21 protein-coding genes, 1 tRNA gene, 1 pseudogene and 1 riboswitch are annotated in these 21,659 nt (G+C 60.7%); of the genes and pseudogenes, 10 read left to right on the top strand and 13 right to left on the bottom strand.

What is annotated here, in order from left to right; translation table 11 throughout:
• Positions 1 to 61 precede the first annotated feature (61 nt).
• The 5 genes from AAIA72_RS08885 to AAIA72_RS08865 form a co-directional block, all read right to left on the bottom strand.
• Positions 62 to 532 carry an NfeD family protein gene (locus tag AAIA72_RS08885; protein WP_369599967.1) on the bottom strand — a complete coding sequence of 157 codons (471 nt, stop codon included), beginning with the start codon at positions 530 to 532 and terminating at the stop codon, positions 62 to 64.
• Positions 529 to 1,452 (bottom strand): SPFH domain-containing protein, encoded by a 924-nt coding sequence (locus tag AAIA72_RS08880; RefSeq protein WP_369599966.1) that lies wholly within the window; start codon positions 1,450 to 1,452, stop codon positions 529 to 531. The genes AAIA72_RS08885 and AAIA72_RS08880 overlap by 4 nt, the downstream gene beginning before the upstream one ends.
• 54 nt (positions 1,453 to 1,506) lie before the next feature.
• The gene (locus AAIA72_RS08875) at positions 1,507 to 1,962 is read right to left on the bottom strand and encodes a flavodoxin domain-containing protein (protein WP_369599965.1); all 456 of its coding nucleotides are present in this window, start codon (positions 1,960 to 1,962) and stop codon (positions 1,507 to 1,509) included.
• Between the two features lie 68 nt (positions 1,963 to 2,030).
• On the bottom strand, positions 2,031 to 3,149 hold the full coding sequence (locus AAIA72_RS08870) for a GGDEF domain-containing protein (protein WP_369599964.1): 1,119 nt from the start codon (positions 3,147 to 3,149) through the stop codon (positions 2,031 to 2,033).
• 116 nt (positions 3,150 to 3,265) lie between these two features.
• Complete coding sequence (locus AAIA72_RS08865) at positions 3,266 to 3,910, bottom strand: TetR/AcrR family transcriptional regulator (protein ID WP_369599963.1); 645 nt, start codon at positions 3,908 to 3,910, stop codon at positions 3,266 to 3,268.
• 100 nt (positions 3,911 to 4,010) lie between these two features.
• Here AAIA72_RS08865 and AAIA72_RS08860 point away from each other — a divergent pair, with 100 nt between their 5' ends.
• On the top strand, positions 4,011 to 6,557 hold the full coding sequence (locus AAIA72_RS08860) for a penicillin acylase family protein (protein WP_369599962.1): 2,547 nt from the start codon (positions 4,011 to 4,013) through the stop codon (positions 6,555 to 6,557).
• On the opposite strand, the gene AAIA72_RS08855 is transcribed toward AAIA72_RS08860, so the two are convergent.
• The 5 genes from AAIA72_RS08855 to AAIA72_RS08835 all read right to left on the bottom strand — a co-directional run bounded on the left by AAIA72_RS08855 (position 6,523) and on the right by AAIA72_RS08835 (position 10,966).
• Positions 6,523 to 6,831: a hypothetical protein gene (locus AAIA72_RS08855; RefSeq protein WP_369599961.1), complete on the bottom strand. Its 309-nt coding sequence runs from the start codon at positions 6,829 to 6,831 to the stop codon at positions 6,523 to 6,525. The genes AAIA72_RS08860 and AAIA72_RS08855 overlap by 35 nt on opposite strands.
• A gap of 48 nt (positions 6,832 to 6,879) precedes the next feature.
• Positions 6,880 to 6,988, bottom strand: a riboswitch (SAM-I-IV-variant riboswitch).
• 60 nt (positions 6,989 to 7,048) lie between these two features.
• Entirely contained in the window at positions 7,049 to 7,906 is an 858-nt protein-coding gene (locus AAIA72_RS08850; RefSeq protein WP_369599960.1) for an ABC transporter permease, read from the bottom strand.
• Positions 7,903 to 8,760 carry an ABC transporter permease gene (locus AAIA72_RS08845; RefSeq protein ID WP_369599959.1) on the bottom strand — a complete coding sequence of 286 codons (858 nt, stop codon included), beginning with the start codon at positions 8,758 to 8,760 and terminating at the stop codon, positions 7,903 to 7,905. The genes AAIA72_RS08850 and AAIA72_RS08845 overlap by 4 nt, the downstream gene beginning before the upstream one ends.
• Entirely contained in the window at positions 8,757 to 9,824 is a 1,068-nt protein-coding gene (locus tag AAIA72_RS08840; RefSeq protein ID WP_369599958.1) for an ABC transporter ATP-binding protein, read from the bottom strand. The genes AAIA72_RS08845 and AAIA72_RS08840 overlap by 4 nt, the downstream gene beginning before the upstream one ends.
• Positions 9,825 to 9,901: 77 nt before the next feature.
• Positions 9,902 to 10,966, bottom strand: a complete 1,065-nt coding sequence (locus tag AAIA72_RS08835; protein ID WP_369599957.1) for an extracellular solute-binding protein — start codon at positions 10,964 to 10,966, stop codon at positions 9,902 to 9,904.
• 358 nt (positions 10,967 to 11,324) lie between these two features.
• Between AAIA72_RS08835 and rpsU the strand changes: the two genes are divergently transcribed.
• The 5 genes from rpsU (at position 11,325) to AAIA72_RS08810 (ending at position 15,912) form a co-directional block, all read left to right on the top strand.
• Complete coding sequence (gene rpsU, locus AAIA72_RS08830; RefSeq protein ID WP_369599956.1) at positions 11,325 to 11,540, top strand: 30S ribosomal protein S21; 216 nt, start codon at positions 11,325 to 11,327, stop codon at positions 11,538 to 11,540.
• A 32-nt stretch (positions 11,541 to 11,572) separates the two neighbouring features.
• Positions 11,573 to 12,019: a GatB/YqeY domain-containing protein gene (locus AAIA72_RS08825; protein WP_369599955.1), complete on the top strand. Its 447-nt coding sequence runs from the start codon at positions 11,573 to 11,575 to the stop codon at positions 12,017 to 12,019.
• Between the two features lie 40 nt (positions 12,020 to 12,059).
• Positions 12,060 to 13,802, top strand: coding sequence for a DNA primase (dnaG, locus tag AAIA72_RS08820; protein WP_369599954.1), 1,743 nt, complete (start codon positions 12,060 to 12,062; stop codon positions 13,800 to 13,802).
• A 128-nt stretch (positions 13,803 to 13,930) separates the two neighbouring features.
• Positions 13,931 to 15,775: an RNA polymerase sigma factor RpoD gene (rpoD, locus tag AAIA72_RS08815; protein ID WP_369599953.1), complete on the top strand. Its 1,845-nt coding sequence runs from the start codon at positions 13,931 to 13,933 to the stop codon at positions 15,773 to 15,775.
• A gap of 60 nt (positions 15,776 to 15,835) precedes the next feature.
• Positions 15,836 to 15,912, top strand: a tRNA-Ile gene (locus tag AAIA72_RS08810).
• A gap of 109 nt (positions 15,913 to 16,021) precedes the next feature.
• Here AAIA72_RS08810 and AAIA72_RS08805 read toward each other — a convergent pair.
• A complete protein-coding gene (locus tag AAIA72_RS08805) occupies positions 16,022 to 16,630 on the bottom strand; it encodes an FMN-dependent NADH-azoreductase (protein ID WP_369599952.1) in 609 nt (202 codons plus the stop codon).
• A gap of 246 nt (positions 16,631 to 16,876) precedes the next feature.
• On the opposite strand from AAIA72_RS08805, the pseudogene purT reads away from it, so the two are divergent.
• A pseudogene (purT, locus tag AAIA72_RS08800) lies at positions 16,877 to 18,114 on the top strand (formate-dependent phosphoribosylglycinamide formyltransferase).
• On the opposite strand, the gene AAIA72_RS08795 reads toward purT, so the two are convergent.
• Complete coding sequence (locus AAIA72_RS08795; RefSeq protein WP_369599951.1) at positions 18,111 to 18,827, bottom strand: alpha/beta fold hydrolase; 717 nt, start codon at positions 18,825 to 18,827, stop codon at positions 18,111 to 18,113. The pseudogene purT and the gene AAIA72_RS08795 sit on opposite strands and share 4 nt — an antisense overlap.
• A gap of 72 nt (positions 18,828 to 18,899) precedes the next feature.
• On the opposite strand from AAIA72_RS08795, the gene AAIA72_RS08790 reads away from it, so the two are divergent.
• The 3 genes from AAIA72_RS08790 to AAIA72_RS08780 are packed head-to-tail and all read left to right on the top strand — an operon-like array spanning position 18,900 to position 20,603.
• On the top strand, positions 18,900 to 19,256 hold the full coding sequence (locus AAIA72_RS08790) for a DMT family protein (RefSeq protein WP_369599950.1): 357 nt from the start codon (positions 18,900 to 18,902) through the stop codon (positions 19,254 to 19,256).
• Positions 19,257 to 19,290: 34 nt separating this feature from the next.
• A complete protein-coding gene (locus AAIA72_RS08785; protein ID WP_369599949.1) occupies positions 19,291 to 19,728 on the top strand; it encodes an ATP-dependent zinc protease in 438 nt (145 codons plus the stop codon).
• Positions 19,725 to 20,603 carry a 30S ribosomal protein S6--L-glutamate ligase gene (locus tag AAIA72_RS08780; protein WP_369599948.1) on the top strand — a complete coding sequence of 293 codons (879 nt, stop codon included), beginning with the start codon at positions 19,725 to 19,727 and terminating at the stop codon, positions 20,601 to 20,603. The genes AAIA72_RS08785 and AAIA72_RS08780 overlap by 4 nt, the downstream gene beginning before the upstream one ends.
• Positions 20,604 to 20,624: 21 nt before the next feature.
• Here AAIA72_RS08780 and AAIA72_RS08775 read toward each other — a convergent pair whose 3' ends face one another.
• Positions 20,625 to 21,659: a succinylglutamate desuccinylase/aspartoacylase family protein gene (locus AAIA72_RS08775; RefSeq protein WP_369599947.1), complete on the bottom strand. Its 1,035-nt coding sequence runs from the start codon at positions 21,657 to 21,659 to the stop codon at positions 20,625 to 20,627.

The raw sequence follows: 21,659 nt of genomic DNA, 5'->3' as shown, positions 1-21,659 counted from the left end.
TGTCACGCCAGTGATGGCGTGTCAAAATTTGTGAATTCCGGCCGGGCTGGCCGGTCCGTGTTCAGGCCGGCTTGTCGTCCACGATCAGCAGGGTGCCGCGTGCAGCGATCACCCGGACTTCCGTGCCCGGTTCGAAGGGGCCCTTCCCCGGCGCAGCCACCGCGGACCAGGTGGTATCCCCCACGCGCACCCGCCCTTCGGCTTCCGTCACCCGTTCTGCCACCGTGCAGACGCGGCCAACAAGGGCAAGGCTGCGATGATTGAGCGTGGGATCGTCGGTGTGCTTGCCCACCTTGCGCCAGTAGCGCCGGCCCAGGAGCGTGTACACGAAGGACAGGCCGGAGAAGAGGACCAGATTGACTTCCCAGCGGGGCTCGACACTGGCAGCAATCAGCGCCAGTGTCAGCGCGGCGAGGCCGATCCAGACCATAAATTCGGTTGAGGAAAAGGCTTCGGCCACAAGCAGGATGATGCCGGCTATGGCCCACCACTCCCACCGGGTGAGCCCTTCGAGCAGCATTTCCACTGTCATGAGCGGTCCTTCCCGCGCACGGAATTGACCAGCTCCTCGATCCCGCCCAAGGCGCCCATGACCTTGGAGGCCTCGACGGGGAAGAACACCACTTTCTCGTTGGGGGCGCTGGCGATATCCTTCAGTGCCTCCACATACTTCTGGGCCACGAAGTAGTTGATGGCGTTCAGATCGCCCTTGGCAATGGCCTGGGACACCATGTGGGTAGCCTTGGCCTCGGCCTCGGCCAGACGTTCGCGGGCTTCGGCTTCCTTGAAGGCCGCCTCCCGCTTGCCTTCCGCTTCGAGAATGGCCGCCTGCTTCTCGCCGTCAGCCTTCAGGATCTCGGACTGCCGCAAGCCTTCGGCTTCCAGAATCTGGGCCCGCTTTTCCCGCTCGGCGGTCATCTGCTTGGACATGGCTTCCGTAATGGACTGGGGTGGGCGGATGTCCTTGATTTCCACACGGGTGATCTTGACACCCCAGGAATCCGTGGCGTGATCCACCACGCTCATCAGCTTGGCGTTGATGGTATCCCGTTCCGAAAGCATCTGATCCAGCTCCAGCGAACCCATGACGGTCCTCAGGTTGGTCATCACCAGATTCTGGATGGCCCGGTACAGGTCATTGACCTCATAGGCGGACTTGGCTGCATCCACCACCTGAAAGAAGCAGACGCCATCCACCATGATGGTGGCGTTGTCCTTCGAGATGACTTCCTGTGCCGGAATGTCGAGCACCGTTTCCATCATGTTGACCTTGGCGCCGATGCGCTTCACAAAGGGCATGATGAAGTGCAGGCCCGGCCCGAGTGTATGGGTGTACTTGCCGAAGTGTTCGACCGTATATTCGTAGCCCTGATGGACCACGACCACGCCCTTGGCCACCACGACCACGGCAATGACGACGATGAGTCCCAGTACGAGAGTTGAAAGTTCCATGTGTTGCCGGCTCCTTGTGTGATTCAGTCCAGAGTGTACTGTAGCCCAGCCCGGTCAGGCTGACAAACCCAGTTGTGCGGTCAGTGCGTCGGCCCAGGCCAGCACCGGCGGTACCGGGTCGGCATGTTCCAGCGCGTCCACCTGCAGCATGGGCACGAGTTCACGGGCACCCAGGTCGTCCAGTGCCGCCCTGAGCTTTTCACCGGCGCCGCAGAAGGTGTCAAAGTAGCTGCTGTCACCCAGAACGGCCAGGGCGTAGGGGCGCTGGTAGATGTTCGGGGAAGACTGGAGCCAGGCATAAAACGGCATCAGGTTGTCCGGGATGTCGCCCGCGCCCGTGGTGGAAGTGACAATGACGATCGGGGCCTCCGAGCTTTCCAGCGTGGACGTGTCCACGGTGGTCAGAAGCTGTGCATCAATGCCCCGGGATTGCAGGTGCTGTGCCAGTTGTTCCGCTGCGTCGCGCGCCGAACCATAGACACTGCCGTACAGGATGTAAACATCAGCCATGAGAAACGAATACCCGTCTGAATTTGTTGGGTATTTCAGTGTACCAGAATGACGAATCGCTGTCCCGGTCAGGCTGAGCCGCTGGTGCCGTCATTGTCGGCACCGGACCGGGTCAGTACCGGGGGAATGACGCGGTTGCGCCCCTTGATCTTGGCCTGATACAGATTGATGTCCGCCTGCTTGAGCAGCGCTTCCAGGTCCTTGGTCTGACCAATGGAGCAGACGCCGGCACTGGTGGTGACCTGAATGCGCCGCCCCTTGTACACAAAGGCGGTCTTCTCGACGGTGTCCCGCAGACGCTCGGCCAGTGCCAGGGCCTGGATCAGCGAGGTATCCGGAAGCAGCACCAGAAACTCCTCGCCCCCCCAGCGTGCGGCCGAGTCCAGCTTGCGACAGCTGTGCGACAGGACCTCGGCAAAGCGCACGAGGACGTAGTCTCCTGCATCATGGCCGTAGGTATCGTTGATCTTCTTGAAGAAGTCGATATCCAGGAGAATGATGGAGAAATGGCGGCCATGGCGCTTGTAGCGGTAATACTCCTGATCCAGGCGCTGACGCATGTCGCGCCGGTTCGGCAGTTGGGTCAGCTCGTCCGTTCGCGAGGCCTTTTCAAACAGGCTCGCCATGGCCATGAGTTCCTCACCGGTCTTGCGCCGGGAGGCATCCAGGATGTAGCAGAATGTGGTGACAAATGCCATGGACGTCAGGAAGCGGATCTTGAAGTCCGGCTCATACCGGGCCTTGACGAAGGGCAGGTCGGGGAACAGGAACACGATGACCACGACCGCCATCATCAGGGCCATCATGACCAGGCCGCGTTGCAGACCGACCAGATAGAACACGAATGGCGGGAAGGTATAGAGCCACAGGATCCCGGTGTTGCTTTCCCCGCCTGACGCGGCCAGATAGCAGAACAGCATGCCCACAATGCCGATGAAGGCGTTTCTGAACAGGGTATCATTTGCCGTGTGGTGGTGAACCACGGCGTTCAGTGCCAGGGCGACAGCGAAGAGGTAGAGCGATACCCCATAGACATGATGCCCGGAAAACCAGGCCTTGGTGCCGATGCCGACGAGCGTGACGACCCCTGCCCAGCACAGGGCGTGGAGTATGCGGATGACGCGCGCATCACCCTCCACGAGTTCACGCAGGGCAGCCGGTGCGGTTCGGGGTTCTTCGTTATCCATGCTCGCTTCTTTTTATTCTTGCTCGCCCGAGTATACCCCAGAAACATCCATTTGGACGAGGGAGGCGGGCCGATCCGGGGAAATCTCTGTTACGATTTGTATTCCTGTGTGTCAGGTCACTTATTATACCGTTGCGCGAGTGCAGTCAATGCGCTCGCGAGTTGCTGCCGGCAGACACCCAATAACGCGCAGGCTTCGCTTTCCGGCAGTGTGATGGCACGCCTCAGGGTGGCGCCCAGCGTTTCGACACACCAGCGCGCATGGGCAAGCAAGTCGGGGTCGTCTGCGGGTCTGCGGGCATGGGCCGCCATGAGCCGGGCCAGATCGCGGGCCTGATTCTCGCATTGCGCACGGTCACGCGCCTGGAGTGCCGGGTCGGCCTGGCAGGCGGCCCAGAGCGCCGGCAGTTCCGGGTGGGCGCGGTAATACTGCCAGTAGGCATCCACAATGGCCCCGACACCGGCCGCGATCAGCTCTCCCGTTGGTGTCTTCAGATCCAGTCGTGCCAGGGTTCCCGGCAGCAGGCGGTGCAATTCCCCCATGTAGTGATCTGCCAGCGCAGCGGCAATGGCTTCCTTGGAGGGGAAATACTGATAGAGCGAACTGATGGGAATGCCCAGCTCCCGTGCCACTTCCCGCATGGAGACCTGTGCATAGCCCTTGTCCACCACCAGCCGCACCACGGCACTGAGGATGGCATCCACCCGCTTGCGGCTGCGGGACTGGGCAGGTTTGCGGCGAGGGGAGAGGGACGATGTCATGTTGTCGGGCCTGTGATGATGTTCCTGAAATCAAGTGTAGCAAAATCTGATCAATGATCATATTATAACGTGATCAATGCTCATGTTTGGAGAACAGGAAATGGTCAGACGGTTTCGCATGACACTGGTCATGTTCGTGGTGGTGGCCCTGCTGATGGGGCTGTGGACGCAGCGGACGGCGCTCCTGCAGCAACTGGCGCAGGACTCGCTGGATCCGGAAACCGGGCAACTGACACTGCCCGGGCTGTCTGCACCGGTCACGGTGCGTCGCGATGAGCTGGGTATTCCCCGGATCGAAGCGGAGAATCTGAGGGATCTGTCACGTGCGACGGGCTGGGTCATGGCGTCTGACCGTTTTGAGCAGATGCTGAATTTTGTTCTGGTGGCTCAGGGTCGGCTGGCGGAGCTGGCCGGGCCCGTGGCGCTGAACATGGATGTGTACATGCGCACGCTGGGCGTTCACGAGATTGCCATGCGCCAGTGTCAGGCGCTGTCGCCCGACATGCGCGAACTGCTGGGAGATTTCGCCGACGGGGTCAATGCCTGGATGGCGGATCATCGTGACCGCATGCCGTTTGGCGTGGCCCTGGCCGGGTATCAGCCCGAACCCTGGAAAGCGGAAAACGCCTGTGACATTTTCGCGCTCATCAATCTTGGATTGGGCGTGAACCTGCAGGAAGAGCTGGCGTTCATCAATCTGGCCGCGAAGGTGGGGGTGGACAAGGCTGCCTGGCTGCTGCCCATCTATCCGGATGAACCCATTGATCACGCCGAAGCGGCCAAGCTGTCCGGTTTGAACCTGCAGGCGCTGGCCCGGGATGCCACGGCTCTGCAGACCCTTGCCGGCCAGCTCCAGACACAGGGGCTCAGTTCAGGCATGGCGGCCTCCAACAACTGGGCCGTTGCACCTGGCAGAACGGCTGGCGGCGCGTCCATTGTCGCCAACGATACGCATCTTCTGCTTGAACATCCGCCTCTGTGGATGCTGATGCAGGTGCGGACACCGGAATACAGTGCCGGCGGGATTGCCCTGGCCGGGATTCCCGGTATCGTGGCCGGCAGCAATGGCCATGTGGGTTGGGGCATGACCATGGTCATGGCCGACAGTCAGGATGTGTTTCTGGAAAAGCTGCGCTTTGAAAACGGCCGCTGGGAGGCGCTCTGGCAGGGTACGTGGGAGCCGGTGGCCACCCGGGAAGAAGTGTTTCACGTACGCGGACAGGACGAGCCGGTGCGCCGTACCCTGCGTCGTACCCGTCACGGCCCGCTGCTGAATGAAGCCGTGGCGGGTGACCGTGTCAACCCGTTGCTGCCGGTACCCACCGCATCGCGCTATGGTCTGGCCGTGAGTCAGACCAGTGAGGTGCCGGACCGGACCATGGAAGCGGTACTTCGGCTGGGGCTGGCGCGCTCTGCGAAAGAAGCGCGGGAGATTGTCCGGGGTATCCGCTTCATTCACCTGAATCTGGTTTATGGCGACCGGGATCACATCGGCTGGCAGGTGACCGGCCGCTACCCGATCCGGGGCAAGGGGACGGGACATTTCCCCTCGCCGGGCTGGACAGGCGAATATGACTGGCAGGGTTGGGTGGACGTGGCGCAGCAGCCCGCAGCCTGGGACCCGGAGCAGGGCTATCTTGCCACCGCCAACCACCGCACGGTTCGTGACCCCGGGTTCGTGATGAGCTCGAGCTGGTATTATCCGGAGCGTTTCGAGCGCATCAATGAAGTGCTGGCGGCCAATGATCGTCAGACTCTGGCCTCCACCGAGCAGCTTCAGTTTGACCGTAAAAACGTGCTGGTCGGCAAGATACAGCAGCAGTGGCAGACACCAGCGGTCAGCCGTGCCCTGGCGCAGGCCATTCTGGCGCTGCCGGAAAGGGAGCGGGCCCATGCGGAATCGGCGTTGCGTCAGATTCTCAACTTTGACGGGGTGATGACGCCGGAAAGCAGTGAAGCACTGTACTGGGGAGTATTCGAACATCTGATGATGCGGGAAACCTTCGGCGACGAGCTGGGGCTGGATACGCCGGCCTGGCAGTCACTGGTGTTTACCGGCGGTCTGGCCTATTCCGCCCAGCAGGATCATTTGCTGGGACGTGAAGACAGCCCCTTCTGGGATGACATCCGCACGCCGGAAGCGGAAACCAAATGGACCATCCTGGCGCGGGCACTGGCCCGCATCGAGCCCTGGCTGACGCAGACACTGGGCGAGGATCAGGCGCGCTGGCAGTGGGGACAGTTGCACACCTACACCTGGAAAAGCGGCGCCAGCCAGTTCCGTCCCTGGCTCAGTGAAGGTGAGCAGCTGGCACTGGGCGCGCTGACCGACTTTCTGGATCGCGGACCCTATCCTGCCGGAGGCGATCGCAACACGGTCAATGTGGCCGGCCACTCCACCGGAGAGAGCTTCGATGTCTGGAACATCCCGGCCATGCGGCTGATCGTGGACTTCTCTCAGCCGGATCCTTTGCATGTGATCAACAGTGGCGGGCAGAGCGGCAACCCGGCCAGCCCCCATTACGATGACGGGATCGCCGTATGGTTGAAGCCGGGCAACCGTCCCATGCCACTGAGTGATGCGGCGGCAGAGAAGCAGTACAACCGGGTGCTCAGGCTCGTGCCCGGCGCGCAGACGCTGCAATAGGCCGCTCTCGGGTGGCCTCCGGATCAATGCCTGCCAGGGATTCGGTGGGCAGCAGTTGTTCGATGAAGGTCATCACCTCGTCCGCCTGTGCAAATCTGAAACAGGCGTAACGGCTGGCGCCCCTGCCGTCCCGGTATTCCACGTAGAGCCAGGTTCTGCCGTGCGCACTGGCGCTCCAGACGTACAGGGGGCACTCGTAAAGGGTGTGCAGCACTTCAAGGGGCTCGCTGACCGGTGTCTCGCAGAGTCCGGAAAGGGTGATCAGATCAGTCATCGGATGTGTTCTCCTCGCAGGTCCATGACGAGAGAGAACTGACGCGGTGGGCACCTGCTTGGTTGCCAGGTTGGCCACATCTCCGCCGTAAGCGGACACCACCTTGCCCAGGCGAGGCAGGTTGGTGAGGACGTCAGTCCTGCTCTGGATGCATGGCGGCTACTGTACACCCTGTCCGGCCCGGATTGCAAGACAGGCCGTGCCGGACAAGGGGTGCTCATGACGCCCTGCGCCGCTGCATCGCCAGATTGACCATTCCCAACAGCGACGTGCCCACGATCATCAGGAAGGAGATCGCATTGATGACCGGTGTGCTGCCATCGCGTACCTGCAGATAGAGATTGATGGGCAGTGTCGTATCCGATCCCACCAGAAACAGGGTGGTGTTGAAGTTCTCGAAACTCATCAGGAAAGCGACCGCGCCGGAGCCGATCATGGCCGGGCGCAGATACGGCAGCGTGATCAGCCAGAACACCTGCCAGCGGTTGGCGCCCAGGTTCATCGCCGCCTCGGCCAGACTGGGATCCAGCTTGCGCAGACGCGCCGAAACGACCAGCAGGACAAAGGTCGTCACGAAGGCCGTCTGGCCCACCACCACCAGCCAGAAACTGGGCCGCAGAATCGGGATATCCAGCCCCAGACGCTCCTCGAACCAGAGGCCTGCGGAGTTGGCGGTCAGCAGTATGGAGATGCCCAGAATCACGCCCGGGATCACCAGTGGCGTCAGCGCCAGATAATACAGGAAGGGCTTGAAACGGAAGTTTTCCTGCTCGAACAGCAGTGCCGCCATGGTGCCCAGGGTCAGCGAGATCAGCGACACCCAGAATGCGGTCTGGATGCTGACCCAGATGCTGGCGAGATTGTTCTCATCATGAAAGATGCCGATTCGCGGATGGGTATCGCCGACAAACCAGTCCAGTGTAAAGCCCTTCCATGGCAGCGATGGAAAGTCGGAGTCATTGAATGCCAGCACACAGGTGATGACCAGCGGTGCGAACAGAAAGATGTAGAACAGGACCACATAGGCAGTCATGCCCCAGCGGTAGGTGCGTGAAGCGGGGAGTGACCGGATCATGAGGCGACCTTCCCGAGAGATTGTCCGGACAGCTTCAGTCCGAGCCAGACCATCAGGGACGACAGCAACAGCAGCAGGAAGCCGAAGGCTGCGCCCTGGTTCCAGTTGAAGCTGGCGATAAACTGGTTGTAGATCTGCTCGGTGAACCAGAGCGAGTTCTTGCCCCCCATCAGATTGGGGGTGAGGTAGTTGCCAAGTGTCAGCATGAAGACCACAATGGAACCTGATGTAATACCCGGTGCGGCGTAGGGAATCACAATCCGGGTAAAGATGACCCACTTGGAGGCGCCCAGATCATGGGCTGCCTCGATCAGGCTGTCATCCATGCCTTCCAGAGACGAGATCAGCGGCACCGCCATGAACAGCATGGAGGTATAGACCAGTCCCAGCAGCATGCTGGCGTCGTTGTAGAGCATTTCCACCGGCTTTTCCAGAATGCCCAGGCTGATCAGGAAATGGTTGATCACGCCGCTTTCCCGAAGCAGGATCATCCAGCCGTACACGCGCACCAGCTCGCTCACCCAGAAGGGCATGAGCAGTAGGATCATCAGCGCCATGCCGGCTCGGGGGCGTGCCAGTTTGGTAATGTAGAATGCCACCGGGAAGGTGACCAGGAAGGTGAGCACTGTCACCAGCAGAGAATACAGGGCGGTGCGCAGGAAGGTCACCCAGTACAGCCGCTCCTCGAAGAAGTGGCGGTAGTTGGCCAGGCTCCACACCGGTTCTCCCCAGTCATCCTCCGTCTTCAGTGACATGATGAACAATTCGATATGGGGCACCACGATCAGCAGCACCAGCCAGAGCAGTACGGGCATCAGCAGCAGCCAGAGGCCCAGACGGCGTTGATTGGTCATGCCGGAAAGCACCTGCAATCCTCCGCTGCCACGCCTGCCTCCACCCGGCTGCCCGGCCCGATATGGGCAAAGCGGCTGTTCTGGGGCAGGGCAATCACGATCTCATGGCCGGTGCCCTCCACATCGGCCAGTACCCGGGTGTTGGAGCCGTCGAAGATCACGTTTTTCACCCGGATGCGGAACCGGTTCAGCGTGTCCAGCGTATTGTCGGGCTCCAGCAAAATGGCCTCGGGCCGGACGAACAGTTCCGCGTTGCCCGGCAGTGTTCCGGGGCGGGGGGCGACGTGCAGTGTCAGACCGTCCCGTGCCTGAAAAATGCCCTGGGCATCCAGTGTGCCTTCAAACCGGTTGCTCTCTCCGACAAAACCGGCCACAAACCGGGTTGCCGGCTGATCGTAAAGCGCCCGCGGGGTGCCGACCTGTTCGAAGCGACCCCCGTTCATGACGGCCACGCGATCGGACATCACCAGCGCTTCTGACTGGTCGTGGGTGATGTACACAAAAGTCGTTCCGACCTGGGCCTGGAGTTTCTTGAGTTCAATCTTCATGTGTTCGCGCAGTTTCAGATCCAGCGCGCCCAGAGGTTCATCCAGCAGCAGTATGGACGGTTCCAGAACCAGTGCCCGGGCGATGGCCACACGTTGACGCTGACCGCCAGAGAGCTGATCGATGCGCTTCTCACCAAAGCCTGCCAGACCCACCCGTTCCAGAATGGACTCGACGCGCCGGCGCCGTTCGGGGGCCGGTACCTTGCGGCGCTTGAGACCGAAGGCAATGTTTTCCGCCACATTCATCATGGGAAAGAGCGCCAGATGCTGAAACACCAGATTGACCGGGCGCTTGTTGGGCGGCACATTCAGGACAGATTGTCCACGGATCAGGATGTCGCCGGACGAGGGGGCCTGAAAACCGGCGATCATGCGCAGCAGTGTGGTCTTGCCGCAGCCCGAGGGTCCCAGAATGGAGAAGAAACTGCCTTCTTCCACCTCTAGGGACAGATCGTTCACGGCAATGAAATCGCCGAATTTTCGGGTCAGGTTTCTGAGTTCAAGAACAGCCGTCATTCTTGTCCCTTGTTTGTCGTCAACCAGGCGGGCTCACCCGCCTGGTCAGGTCAGTGCAGAAAGATCTGCAGGGAGGCTCAGCGAGCCGACTTGATCTGATCGAGAATCTTGCCTTCGATCTGCTCGATTTTTGCCGGTACGGGCGGGTACCACTTGATATTGTCGATATCCGCCTGACTGAAGGAGCGCTCAAAGTTGGCGCGGATTTCAGGATCCAGATATTTTACGGCATCACGAGAGGCGGTGCCGTATTTTTCCTGATTGGTGAAGAAGGCTGCATTCTCGGGTTCCAGCATGAAATTGATCCACTGGTAGGCGGCCTCAACATTCCTGGATTTGGCCGGAATGGCAAAGGTGTCGATCCAGCCCAGCGCACCACTCCTGGGGGCTACGAAGTCGATATCCGGGTTTTCTGCGTGCAGTTTCCAGCCACCGTTGTCCCAACCCATGGCGACCGTCACTTCGCCGCTGCGCATCATTTCCAGCAGGGCATCACCGTTGGACCAGTAGTTCTTCACCAGCGGCTTGGCCTCGATCAGCTTGTCGCGGACCTTTTCCATCAGCTGCTTGTATGCGTCCGGATCGCTGTACTTGGCGAAAGGATCGTCACCCAGGGCGAAAGCCATCGCGATCAGTGTCGGACGCTTGAGCCGGTAGCTGATGCGACCCTTGTAGGTCGGGTCGAGCAGTGCGGTATAGTCATTTGCGCCCGGTGCCTCCTTTTTGTTGACGATCAGGCCCGAGGTGCCATAGGCAAAGGGCACGGCGTAGGAGGCATCCTTGACGCGGGTATTTTTCTTCACCGCCTCCAGCATGGACGGTACGATCTGGTCCGTCTTGACCTTGCTGTAGTCAATGGGCTGGTACAGCCGGAACTTGGCCTGGACGGATGCAATGCGATCCTGGCTGGGCTGAGCCAGATCGAAGCCGGCACCACGAGTGGCCCGCAGTTTGGCAATCATCTCCTCGTTGTTGGAGTAGGTGACTTCCACCTTTATGCCTGTCTGCTTCTCGAATTTCTCCACCAGCGGTTGCGGTGCATAGCCTTTCCAGGTGAGCAGACGCAGGACCTCTTCGGCCTGTGCGTTGACGGACAGCCCGAGCAGGGCACTGCAAAGTATCGTTACCACACGCTTCTTCATGTTGTTTTCTCCGTTGTGTCTGTGAACGATCCTGACTCTATGAGGGAACCGTGACAGAACTGTGACACGCAACGGCTAACGACACAATCCTGTGCATTTTTACAGGACAACCGCCCGGCCGTGGTGCTGACGCCAACCGGGCCGGGGGCGACTTCTTCCCGGTCACGCGGGCGGTGGGTGTCCGGTGCCTCATGCCCGATTGTCTGGAGCGCCCTCTTGCACATGCACGGAAGCGTGCCGGCAGGCCGTGGTTTGGCTTTACATTGATCAATCCAGGGTATAGAATGCCCGCCCTCAGCAGTTTTGCTGAACGATTTGATGGATGTTTGTGTTCAACCAGACAAAGAGAACAGACTGAATGCCTGCGGTTAAAGTAAAAGAGAACGAACCATTTGACGTGGCGCTGCGTCGCTTCAAGCGTGCCTGTGAGAAAGCCGGTGTCCTCTCTGAAGTGCGCCGTCGTGAATTCTATGAAAAGCCGACTGCGCGTCGCAAGCGCAAGCTGGCTGCTGCCATCAAGCGTCACGCCAAGAAGCTGCAGCGCGAACAGCGCAAGTTCGAACGCCTGTACTGAGCGTTGCCTCCAAGGCTTTCCGGAGCAGTCCAATGGCACTGAAAGAACAGATTTCAGATGCCGTGAAAGATGCCATGCGGGCGCGTGACAAGGCGCGCCTGTCTGCGTTTCGTCTGATCATGGCTGACATCAAGCGCGTCGAAGTGGATTCGCAACAGGAGGCGGATGATGCCGCCGTGCTCGCCATTCTCGACAAGATGGTCAAGCAGCGCAAGGATTCGGCCATGCAATACCGGAAGGCGGGGCGGACAGATCTTGCCGAGATCGAAGAGGCCGAAATGGCCGTGATCCAGGAATTCATGCCTCAGCCGCTGTCAGCGGATGCGCTGGCTGCGCTGGTGAGTGATGCGATTGCGTCCACGGGCGCGAGCAGCATGAGAGACATGGGCAAGGTCATGGCGCAGCTCAAGCCGCAGGTGCAGGGACGTGCCGACATGACGGAAGTCAGCAAACTCGTCAAATCGTCGCTGGGGGGCTGAACTGCCCCCCTTCGGCTCTCAACCGGGCCAGGCAGGTTCCATGGCAGGCGCCATTCCGCAGAGCTTCATTGACACGATACTTGAGCGGACGGACCTTCCGGGACTTCTTCGTGAACGCATGTCGCTGAAGAAGTCGGGTGCCACCCTGACCGGTTGCTGTCCTTTTCACGACGAAAAGACCCCCTCCTTCCACGTCTATCACCAGGCTCATCCCCAGCACTATCACTGTTACGGCTGTGGTGCCCACGGCGACGCCATTGCGCTCTTGCGCGAGCTGGATCACCTGTCCTTTGTTGAAGCCGTGGAAGTGCTGGCCAGGCGCCTGGGGCTGGAGGTGCCGCGGGATGAAGCGGTACAGCGCCGCATGGACGAGCGCAAGCCGCTTTTCGACGTGCTGTCCGTTGCCCAGTCCGTGTATCGGGAGTACCTGTTGTCGCACCCGGAAGGCGAAGGCGCCCGGTATCTTGCCCGTCGTGGTGTGGACGAGGCGACTGCAGAGCTCTTTGGTCTGGGGGAGGCGCCGGCGGATCGGGCCTTTCTGACGCGACGGCTCAATCCGGCCCTCAAGCCGGCTGCAGAGCAGGTACGGCTGCTGATCCGGCGTGAAGCGGATCTGTTTGACCTGTTCAGCTATCGGCTCATGTTCCCCATTCGGGATACGCGGGGCCGCATTGTCGGATTTGGCGGGCGGACACTGGGAGATGACCGCAGCAAGTACATCAACTCGCCGGAAAGCCCCGTATTTCACAAGAGCCAGGTACTTTACGGACTCTGGGAAAACAGGCAGCGATTCCGCCAGCTGGATCGTCTGCTCGTGGTGGAAGGCTATCTGGATGTCATCAGCCTGCTGCAGCATGGGGTGGCGGGTGCCGTGGCCACCATGGGCACGGCGACGAACGAAGACAACCTCAACCAGCTCCTGACACACAGTCGTCACCTGGTGTTCTGTTTTGATGGGGATCCGGCGGGCCTCAAGGCGGCCGACAAGGCGTTGGCGAACATTCTGCCGCTGCTGAAGGACGGCGATCAGATCCGCTTTCTGGTCCTGCCGGACGGGGATGACCCGGATACCCTGGTACGCCGTATCGGTGGCGACGCGTTTGAGGCGCTGCTTTCGGAGGCTCAGCCCCTGTCTGCATTTCTGTTCGACCGGCTCGCGGCAGACCTGGACCTGAGCGTGCCGGAGCAGCGCGGAGAGTTCAACCGCCGGGGGCGGGAAATGCTGGCACGCATGAAGGATAACCGAGAGGCACCGGTACTCAGAAATGGCCTCTGGGAAGCGTTGCGTGAGCGCACCCGGAGCCGTGCGGACCGGGAGCGGGCGGGCCGGGGGGGCAATGTGACCGTGGCCGCATCTGCCAATAACTTCGGTGCGGCCCAGGTGGCCTGGGCACTGGCCAGCCGGCCTGATCTTGTGCGTCTCGCCGAGCCCCTCGCGCATCTCACCCTGCGGGATGAGAAGGACAAGCGGCTGCAGCGCTGTGTGCGCTGGATGCTGGAGAACGACATTGATACCGAAGAAGAACTGGCCTGGGCCCTGTGCACACGGCCCGGGCTGAGAAAGGCCTGGCAGGCGCTTCTGGCCGGCCTGGAGATTGAGCCGGATCCCGGCTTGCTGGAACGGCTCGTGCGGGATGCGGTGTTGGCCTATCAGCGCAAGTACCTGGATGTCTCCTTTGAGCATGTACAGCAATCGCTGCGTGAACGACCGGATGATCCGGAGCTGAAGACACGTCTTGTCAGGCTGATGGAAGACAAGGCACGCCTCGCGCGTGCCCACTGACCCCGAACGGGTTGAAACTGGGCTGCCAGCCCCCATGTAAGGCTGGCTAGCGGGTAAAACCCTGACAGGCTATAATGTCTGTTTGATTTTTACACTTTGACGCCACCAGAACGACGTATAGGGTGACTATGTCCGAAAATACCCAGAAGTCTCGCTTGAAAGAGCTGATTGCCCGTGGCAAGGAACAAGGCTATCTGACCTACGCCGAGGTCAATGACCACCTGCCAGAGGATATCGCAGACCCGGATCAGGTGGAAGACATTATCCGCATGATCAATGACATGGGCATCATGGTGTGCGAAGAAGCACCGGATGCCGATACCCTGCTCCTCACGGACGGGGACTCCGCTGATGATGCGGATGCTGCAGAAGCGGCCGCAGCACTGGCTGCTGTGGAAAGCGATGTGGGGCGGACAACCGACCCGGTGCGCATGTACATGCGCGAAATGGGCACGGTGGAGCTGCTCACCCGCGAGGGCGAAATCCAGATTGCCAAGCGTATCGAGGAAGGCCTGCGCGATGTTATGGCCGCGCTGGTGTTTTTCCCGGGCACCGTGGAAAGCATTCTCAGTGCCTACAAGGAAACCCTTGAAGAAGATGGTGGTCGTCTGAGTGAAGTCATCACCGGCTTCCTGGATCCCGTGGCAGAGGTACCGGAAGACGCGCCTGAACCCGAATTGCCCGAAGTCGCTGTTGCGGAAGATGACGATGATGACGACGAGGACGATGACGATTCGGATGATGACGCCGACACCGATGGCGGCCCGGACCCGGAGGAGGCGCGTCAACGTTTCACTCAACTGGAGAATGCCTGGGAAGCCGCGCTGAAGGCGGCTGAAGAACATGGCCCGGACTCGCCGCAGGCCCGTGAGGCCATGGAGCACGTGAGCGAGGTATTTGCCTCCATCAAGCTGGCCCAGAAGCAGTTTGACCGGTTGGTTGCGGCTGTTCGCGATACCAACGATACCATCCGCAACTACGAGCGGCAGATCATGAATATCTGCATCCGTCAGTGTGGTATGCCGCGCAAGCACTTCATCCGGGAGTTCCCCGGCAATGAAACCAATATGGACTGGGTGCAGAGCCTGGCGGACAACGGCACCGAATGGGGCCCGAAGGTTGCGGAGAATGCCGAGGAAATTCAGCGCCTCCAGCGTCGTATTCTGATGATCGAGCAGCAGACCGGCCTGCCCGTGTCCGAACTCAAGGACATCAACCGTCGCGTGTCGATTGGTGAAGCGAAGGCCCGCCGTGCCAAGAAGGAAATGGTCGAGGCCAACCTGCGTCTGGTTATCTCCATCGCCAAGAAATACACCAACCGCGGTCTGCAATTCCTGGACCTGATTCAGGAAGGTAACATCGGCCTGATGAAGGCCGTGGACAAGTTCGAGTACCGCCGCGGCTACAAGTTCTCCACCTACGCCACCTGGTGGATCCGGCAGGCCATCACCCGTTCCATTGCGGATCAGGCCCGGACCATCCGGATTCCGGTGCACATGATCGAAACGATCAACAAGCTCAACCGCATTTCCCGGCAGATGCTCCAGGAAATGGGCCGCGAACCGACGCCGGAAGAGCTGGCACACCGCATGGACATGCCCGAAGACAAGGTGCGCAAGGTGCTGAAGATCGCCAAGGAGCCCATCTCCATGGAAACACCCATCGGGGACGATGAGGATTCCCATCTGGGGGACTTCATCGAGGACAGCAACTCCCTGTCACCGGTGGATGTGGCGACCGTTGAAGGTCTCAAGGAAGCAACACGGCGCGTACTGGCCGGGCTCACTGCCCGCGAGGCCAAGGTGCTGCGCATGCGCTTCGGAATCGAGATGAATACGGATCATACCCTGGAAGAGGTGGGCAAGCAGTTTGACGTGACCCGTGAGCGGATCCGTCAGATCGAAGCCAAGGCGCTGCGCAAGCTGCGTCATCCGAGCCGCTCCGATCACCTGCGTTCGTTCCTGGACGAGTAATCATTTCAAGGGCTGGCGCCAGTGCCCGTCCGTGGGTATAATTGGCGCCCGCTTTCCAGTGGGCCTATAGCTCAGTTGGTCAGAGCAGGGGACTCATAATCCCTTGGTCCCAGGTTCAAGTCCTGGTGGGCCCACCATCCTGTTCCCCGGCCGAAACGGTTTTGTGTGCAATCAGGGCCTTCCCTGTCCCTGAACAAATGAGTTCGGCCGTTTCCTTCGCATTCCTTGCCGCCCGCGGCGCATCGCTCATGCCTTGGTGAACAGCGCATCAATCTCGGCTTTGGCGGCATCCAGACCGGCCGATCCCGAAGCCATGCCCCAGGCATGAATAAAGGTCACGTCGGTCATGCCCAGAAAGCCCAGGATCGTTTTCAGGTAGGGGTCCAGATGGTTCATGGCCGCCGCGGCACTGCCTTCACGGTAGTCGCCACCGGATGCCGCCAGCACAAAGACTTTCTTGCCTTGCGCCAGCCCCACCGGGCCGTTTTCCGTGTACTTGAATGTTCGTCCCACGCGGGCAACATGGTCAATCCACGCCTTCAGCCCGGAGGGGATGGTGAAATTGTGCATGGGGGTGCTGATCACCACGGTATCTGCAGCCAGAAGCTCGTCCACGAGCGCTTCTGAGGTGGCAATCACCTCCTTCTGCTCGGCCGAGCGTTGTTCGGGGGCGGTGTAATAGCTGGCGATCATGGCCTGATCGATATGGGGCAAGGGGTGACGCACCAGATCCCGTTCGGTGACCTGTGCATCCGGACGAGCTTCGAGCAGGCGACTTCTGAAATGTGCCGCCAGTTCACGAGAGCTGGATTGTTCCAGCATGGGACTTGAGTGAATGAACAGAACATTTTTCATGGCAACCTCCTGATGAAACATGGTGTGGTTCGGCTGTGTAGGCACCAGTATGGGGTCGGCCCGTACGAACATAAATCAGAAATAATCGCGAAAAACGTTCCAATTTTTGAAATGTAAGTGACCTTGGAAAACGGCGCGCTGCAACCTGGTCAGAGGACTGAAGCGTTCCGGGCACATGGGCTTTCGTATTGTCCGAAGTCCGCCGAACGACTATCCTCTGCGCTGACATCTGAATGAGGAAGACACATGAACCCCGGAACCCCCCTGACGTCTTCAGCCACCCGCGTCCTGCTGTTGGGCAGCGGTGAACTGGGCAAGGAAGTGGTGATCGAGCTGCAGCGTTTCGGCTGTGAGGTCATCGCCGTTGACCGCTACGCCAACGCGCCGGCCATGCAGGTGGCACATCGCAGCCATGTAATTGACATGCTTGACGGTGCTGCGCTGCGCCGGGTGGTGGAGGCCGAACGGCCGCACCTCATCGTGCCCGAGATCGAGGCCATCGCTACCGATACCCTGCTTGAGCTGGAGCAGGAGGGCTTTACTGTCGTCCCCACGGCTCGTGCAGCCCGGCTGACCATGAACCGGGAGGGGATCCGGCGGCTTGCCGCTGAAGAACTGGGACTGCCCACCAGCCCCTATCGCTTTGCGGACACGGAAGCGGCGTTCCGGGCCGCGGTGGCCGAGCTGGGGTTGCCCTGCGTGGTCAAGCCCATCATGAGCAGTTCGGGAAAGGGGCAGAGCGTGGTGCACTCGGAGGCGGATCTGGATCGTGCCTGGCGTTATGCCCAGGAAGGGGGACGGGCAGGCAAGGGCCGGGTCATCGTGGAAGGCTTTGTGGATTTTGATTACGAAATCACCCTGTTGACCGTCCGCTCCGTATCGGGTACTGCGTTCTGTGATCCCATCGGGCATGTCCAGGTCGATGGCGACTATCGCGAGTCATACCAGCCTCAGCCCATGAGCGAGGCGGCACTGGCTGATGCCCGGCGCATTGCCGGGGCCATCACCGAGGCATTGGGCGGTTACGGCATTTTCGGTGTGGAGTTGTTCATCCATGGGGACAAGGCGCTGTTTTCCGAGGTCAGTCCCCGCCCCCATGATACGGGGCTGGTGACGCTGGTCTCTCAGGATCTGTCCGAGTTTGCCCTGCATGCGCGGGCCATTCTGGGGCTGCCCATTCCCGTGATCCGGCAGTTCGGCCCTTCAGCATCCTGTGCCCTGCTGGTGGAGGGGCAGAGCGATAACCTGGTATATGGCGGGCTGGAGCAGGCCCTGGCCGAGCCGGACACGCATCTGCGTCTGTTCGGCAAGCCGGAGGTCCGCGGCAAGCGCCGGATGGGCGTGGGGCTGGCTCGGGGGATACCCTGGAGGCGGCGCGGGATAAGGCCGTCCGGGTGGCGACGGCTGTGACGGTCAGCGATGGTGAGCATCCGGACAACCCCGTCAACAATGTCTCGTTGCCGCCCTACCGCAGCCGCAATTAGAGGGGGATGCCCTCGAGAATGGTGGTCAGGCAGGTCATGAAGCGCTGAGGCTGTTCCCAGGGCACCCGGTGACCGGCATCCGGAATCACATGATGTGTCAGTGTGGGGAGAGCGTGGCCAAGTCGTTTGCCCCAGTCGGTATAGGGACGGTCGAGGCTGCCGGTGATGTAATGGATTGGCAGTCTCAGGCGCCCGAGTGCAGGCAGTAGCCAGGGCTGGCGCGCCTTGGAGAACACCTCGAACATGGCGGCTACTCGTTCGGCCGGGGTGTCCTTCAGCGCGAAACGATGTGCCGGTGGTCGCCCGGCAAAGACCGGAAGCCGGTACCAGTCGTCCAGCACGGCGTCCGGCGGTTCATGGCGAAAGCGGTTGGCCCAGTGAGTATCGAAACGGGCGGCCTGTTCGCGGTCGCGGCCGGATTCCGGACCGGGATGCGCAGCAACAATCACGGCTGCCTGCCACCGTTCCGGCTGGCGGGTCAGCGCATGGAGGGCCAGGCGTCCGCCCATGGAATAGCCCAGCAGCACATGGGGCCCGGCCCCGGCGTCAGATACGGCTTCCGCCAGCCATTCGGAAAGGTCATCAAATCCCTGCCAGGGTCTTGACCACAGGTCCACCGGATGGGTACGCCAACCGGGTGGGAACAACAGGGCAGACCAGACGTCGGGGCGCTGGAGCTGGCCATGCAGCAGCCAGAGGTGACCAGACAGCATACGTACTCCGGACCATTGCGGGAATGCCGCGTATCGTACACTATTGCGTCCAGTTTTCGGAGGAGAACAGATATGGGTGCCTGGGCTTTTTTTGCAGGATTGATGGTCAGCAATACGTTCATGACCTTTGCATGGTATGCGCATCTGAAAGACATGAATGGGAAACCCTGGTTTCTGGCCGCACTGGTCAGCTGGGGAATCGCCTTTTTTGAGTATCTCATTCAGGTGCCGGCCAACCGGATTGGCCATCAGCATTTCACGCTCGAACAGCTCAAGATCACTCAGGAAGTTATCGCCCTGCTGGTGTTCATTCCCTTTGCGGTGTTTTACATGAAGGCCAGGGTCACCTGGAACTATGCTGCCGCGGGTGTCTGTCTGCTGCTGGCGGCCTGGTTCGTATTCCGGGAGGGGGCAGGTCCGGCCGGATAAGGTATACTCAAGGCTAAACAACCGGGAAACGATGATGACTGAACTGGAAACCGTGGGCTGGCGTGAGTGGGTGGCCTTGCCGGAGTTGGGCCTGCCGCACATCAAGGCCAAGGTGGATACGGGCGCGAAGACGTCGTGCCTGCACGCCTTTGAGCTGGAGAGTTTCGAGCGCGGGGGACGTGAATGGGTGCGCTTCTGGGTGCACCCGATTCAGGGTGATGTGGAAACCGTAGTCGTGTGTGAGGCACCGGTCAAGGATCAGCGCCTTGTCTCCGATTCGGGCGGGCATCGTGAAAACCGTTATGTCATTGAAACCGAAATGGTGCTGGGAAGGATGCGAAAAACCATCGAGCTGACACTGACCAACCGGGATTCCATGCGCTTCCGGATGTTGCTGGGACGCCGTGCCATGGCCGGTCAGTTGCTGGTTCGTCCCGATTTGTCGTATGTTCAGGGAGAGCCACAGGTGTGAATATTGCGTTGCTTTGTCATTCCCGGCCCCGGGAAGAGACACGTTATCTCAAATCCCGAATTGAAACCCTGGGACATGAGGCGGTTGTGCTCGATGTGCTGCGCTGCTACATGCGCATTGCCACGCATCATCCTGTCGTGCGTCGCGGGGGCGAAGATGTGAGCGGTGTGGATCTGGCCGTACCCCTCTTTGGCAAGGGCTACACCTTTTACGGCGCGGCCGTGTTGCGCCAGTTCGAGATGGCGGGTGTGCAGACGGTCAACGAGTCCACGGCGCTGGTTCGTGCACGGGACCGGCTGCGGTCCCTGCAGTTACTGGCCCGCAAGGGCGTGGGCATGCCGGCAACCGGATTTGCGCACAAGCCGGATGACGTCAACGACCTGATCAGCATGGTTGGGGGCGCACCCATTGTGATCAAGATTCTCAAGGATGGCCAGATTCAGTCCTCTGTCCTGGCGGAAACCCGCAAGGCGGCGGAGAGCGTGGTAGAAGCGTTTGTGGGGCTGGATGCCCAGGTTCTGATCCAGGAGTATGTGCCTGACACGGATGGTCAGGTGTATGAATCACTGGTGGCGGGCGGCCGGGTTTTGGCAACCCTCGGCCGGCCCACCGAATACAGTGAGTATGATGTGGGGAACAGGCAGGCAAACCGAACCGGATGGAACGCCGTCAGGACCGCGAAAGCGGAGCGGGAGCTGGTGCTTTCCGCGGTCAAGGGTCTCGGACTTGACTTTGCGGCAGTCAGCTGGATCCGCGCGGCACGCGGTCCGCTGGTCATCGAGGTGCAGACCGTGCCCGATATCCTGCGATATCAGGCAATGCTCGGCGATGAGCCGGGCGATCGGTTGGTCAAGGCCTGGCTGAAAACAGGCTGAGCGGCTGGTCCACAGGCATCGTCAGTTGTCCAGGTTCGGCTCTTCCAGTTGTGCATGGAAGGTGTCCACGGTCTGCTCTGCCTCGCGGACGCTTTCAAAGCGTGCAATGTGGTACAGTGCTTCCCCCTCGTACACCTGGGGCAAGTTGTTCATGCCGATGACCAGTCCGGTCGCCACTGCAGTAACGGGTTCTCCCGTGCTCTCCAGCGGCCCCGAGACATAGCCGATCACGTCCCCCTTGCGCACCCGGTCTCCGAGCTGTACATGCGGACGAAAGAAACCGTCTGCCGGTGCGCGTACCCAGGTGGAGGCATGCGCCAGGGCGGGCTCGATGGCTGGCTTGTGGGTGCGCTTTCGGATCATGCCAAGGTCAGTCATGACGTTGCGTATACCCTGAACACCTGCCACGATGGCGGTTTCATCAAACCGAAGGGCTTCGCCAGCCTCGTAGGTGATGATGGCAATGCCCAGATCATCACCGGCACCACGCAGGGAGCCGTCGCGAATTTCGGCATTGAGCATGACCGGCGCGCCGAATGCGCGGGCCATGGCCGCGGCACGCGCGTTTTCCAGGTGGACTCGGATCTGGGGCAGGTTGGAACGGTGGATCGCGCCCGTGTGCAGGTCAATGGCCACATCCACGCACGGCAGGATGTGGTGTGTTAACAAGTGGGCCATGCGAGCCGCCAGCGAACCCTTTTCGGATCCGGGAAAGGAGCGGTTCAGATCACGCCGGTCAGGCAGGTAACGGCTGCGCTGAAGTACGCCGAAAATGTTGACCATGGGGATGGCGACCACGGTACCGTGCAGGGGGCGAATCCAGCGGGCGTTCAGTACCCGACGGATGATTTCGATCCCGTTGAGTTCATCGCCATGAATGGCTGCGGTCAGCAGCAAACGCGGGCCGGGCTTGCGGCCGTGCACTACCGTGATCGGCATGGTCACGGCATCATGGCCCAGCAGCCGCCCGATCTGTGGATTGAGCGTGCGGGTCTCGCCGGGGCGAATGGTTTCGCCCATGAGGGTAAAGGGGCGTTGCTTCACGGTGTCTGTCAT

Source organism: Thermohahella caldifontis, from assembly GCF_041153465.1.
Classification (GTDB): domain Bacteria; phylum Pseudomonadota; class Gammaproteobacteria; order Pseudomonadales; family Oleiphilaceae; genus Thermohahella; species Thermohahella caldifontis.
This window is presented reverse-complemented; position numbering and strand designations above follow the sequence as displayed.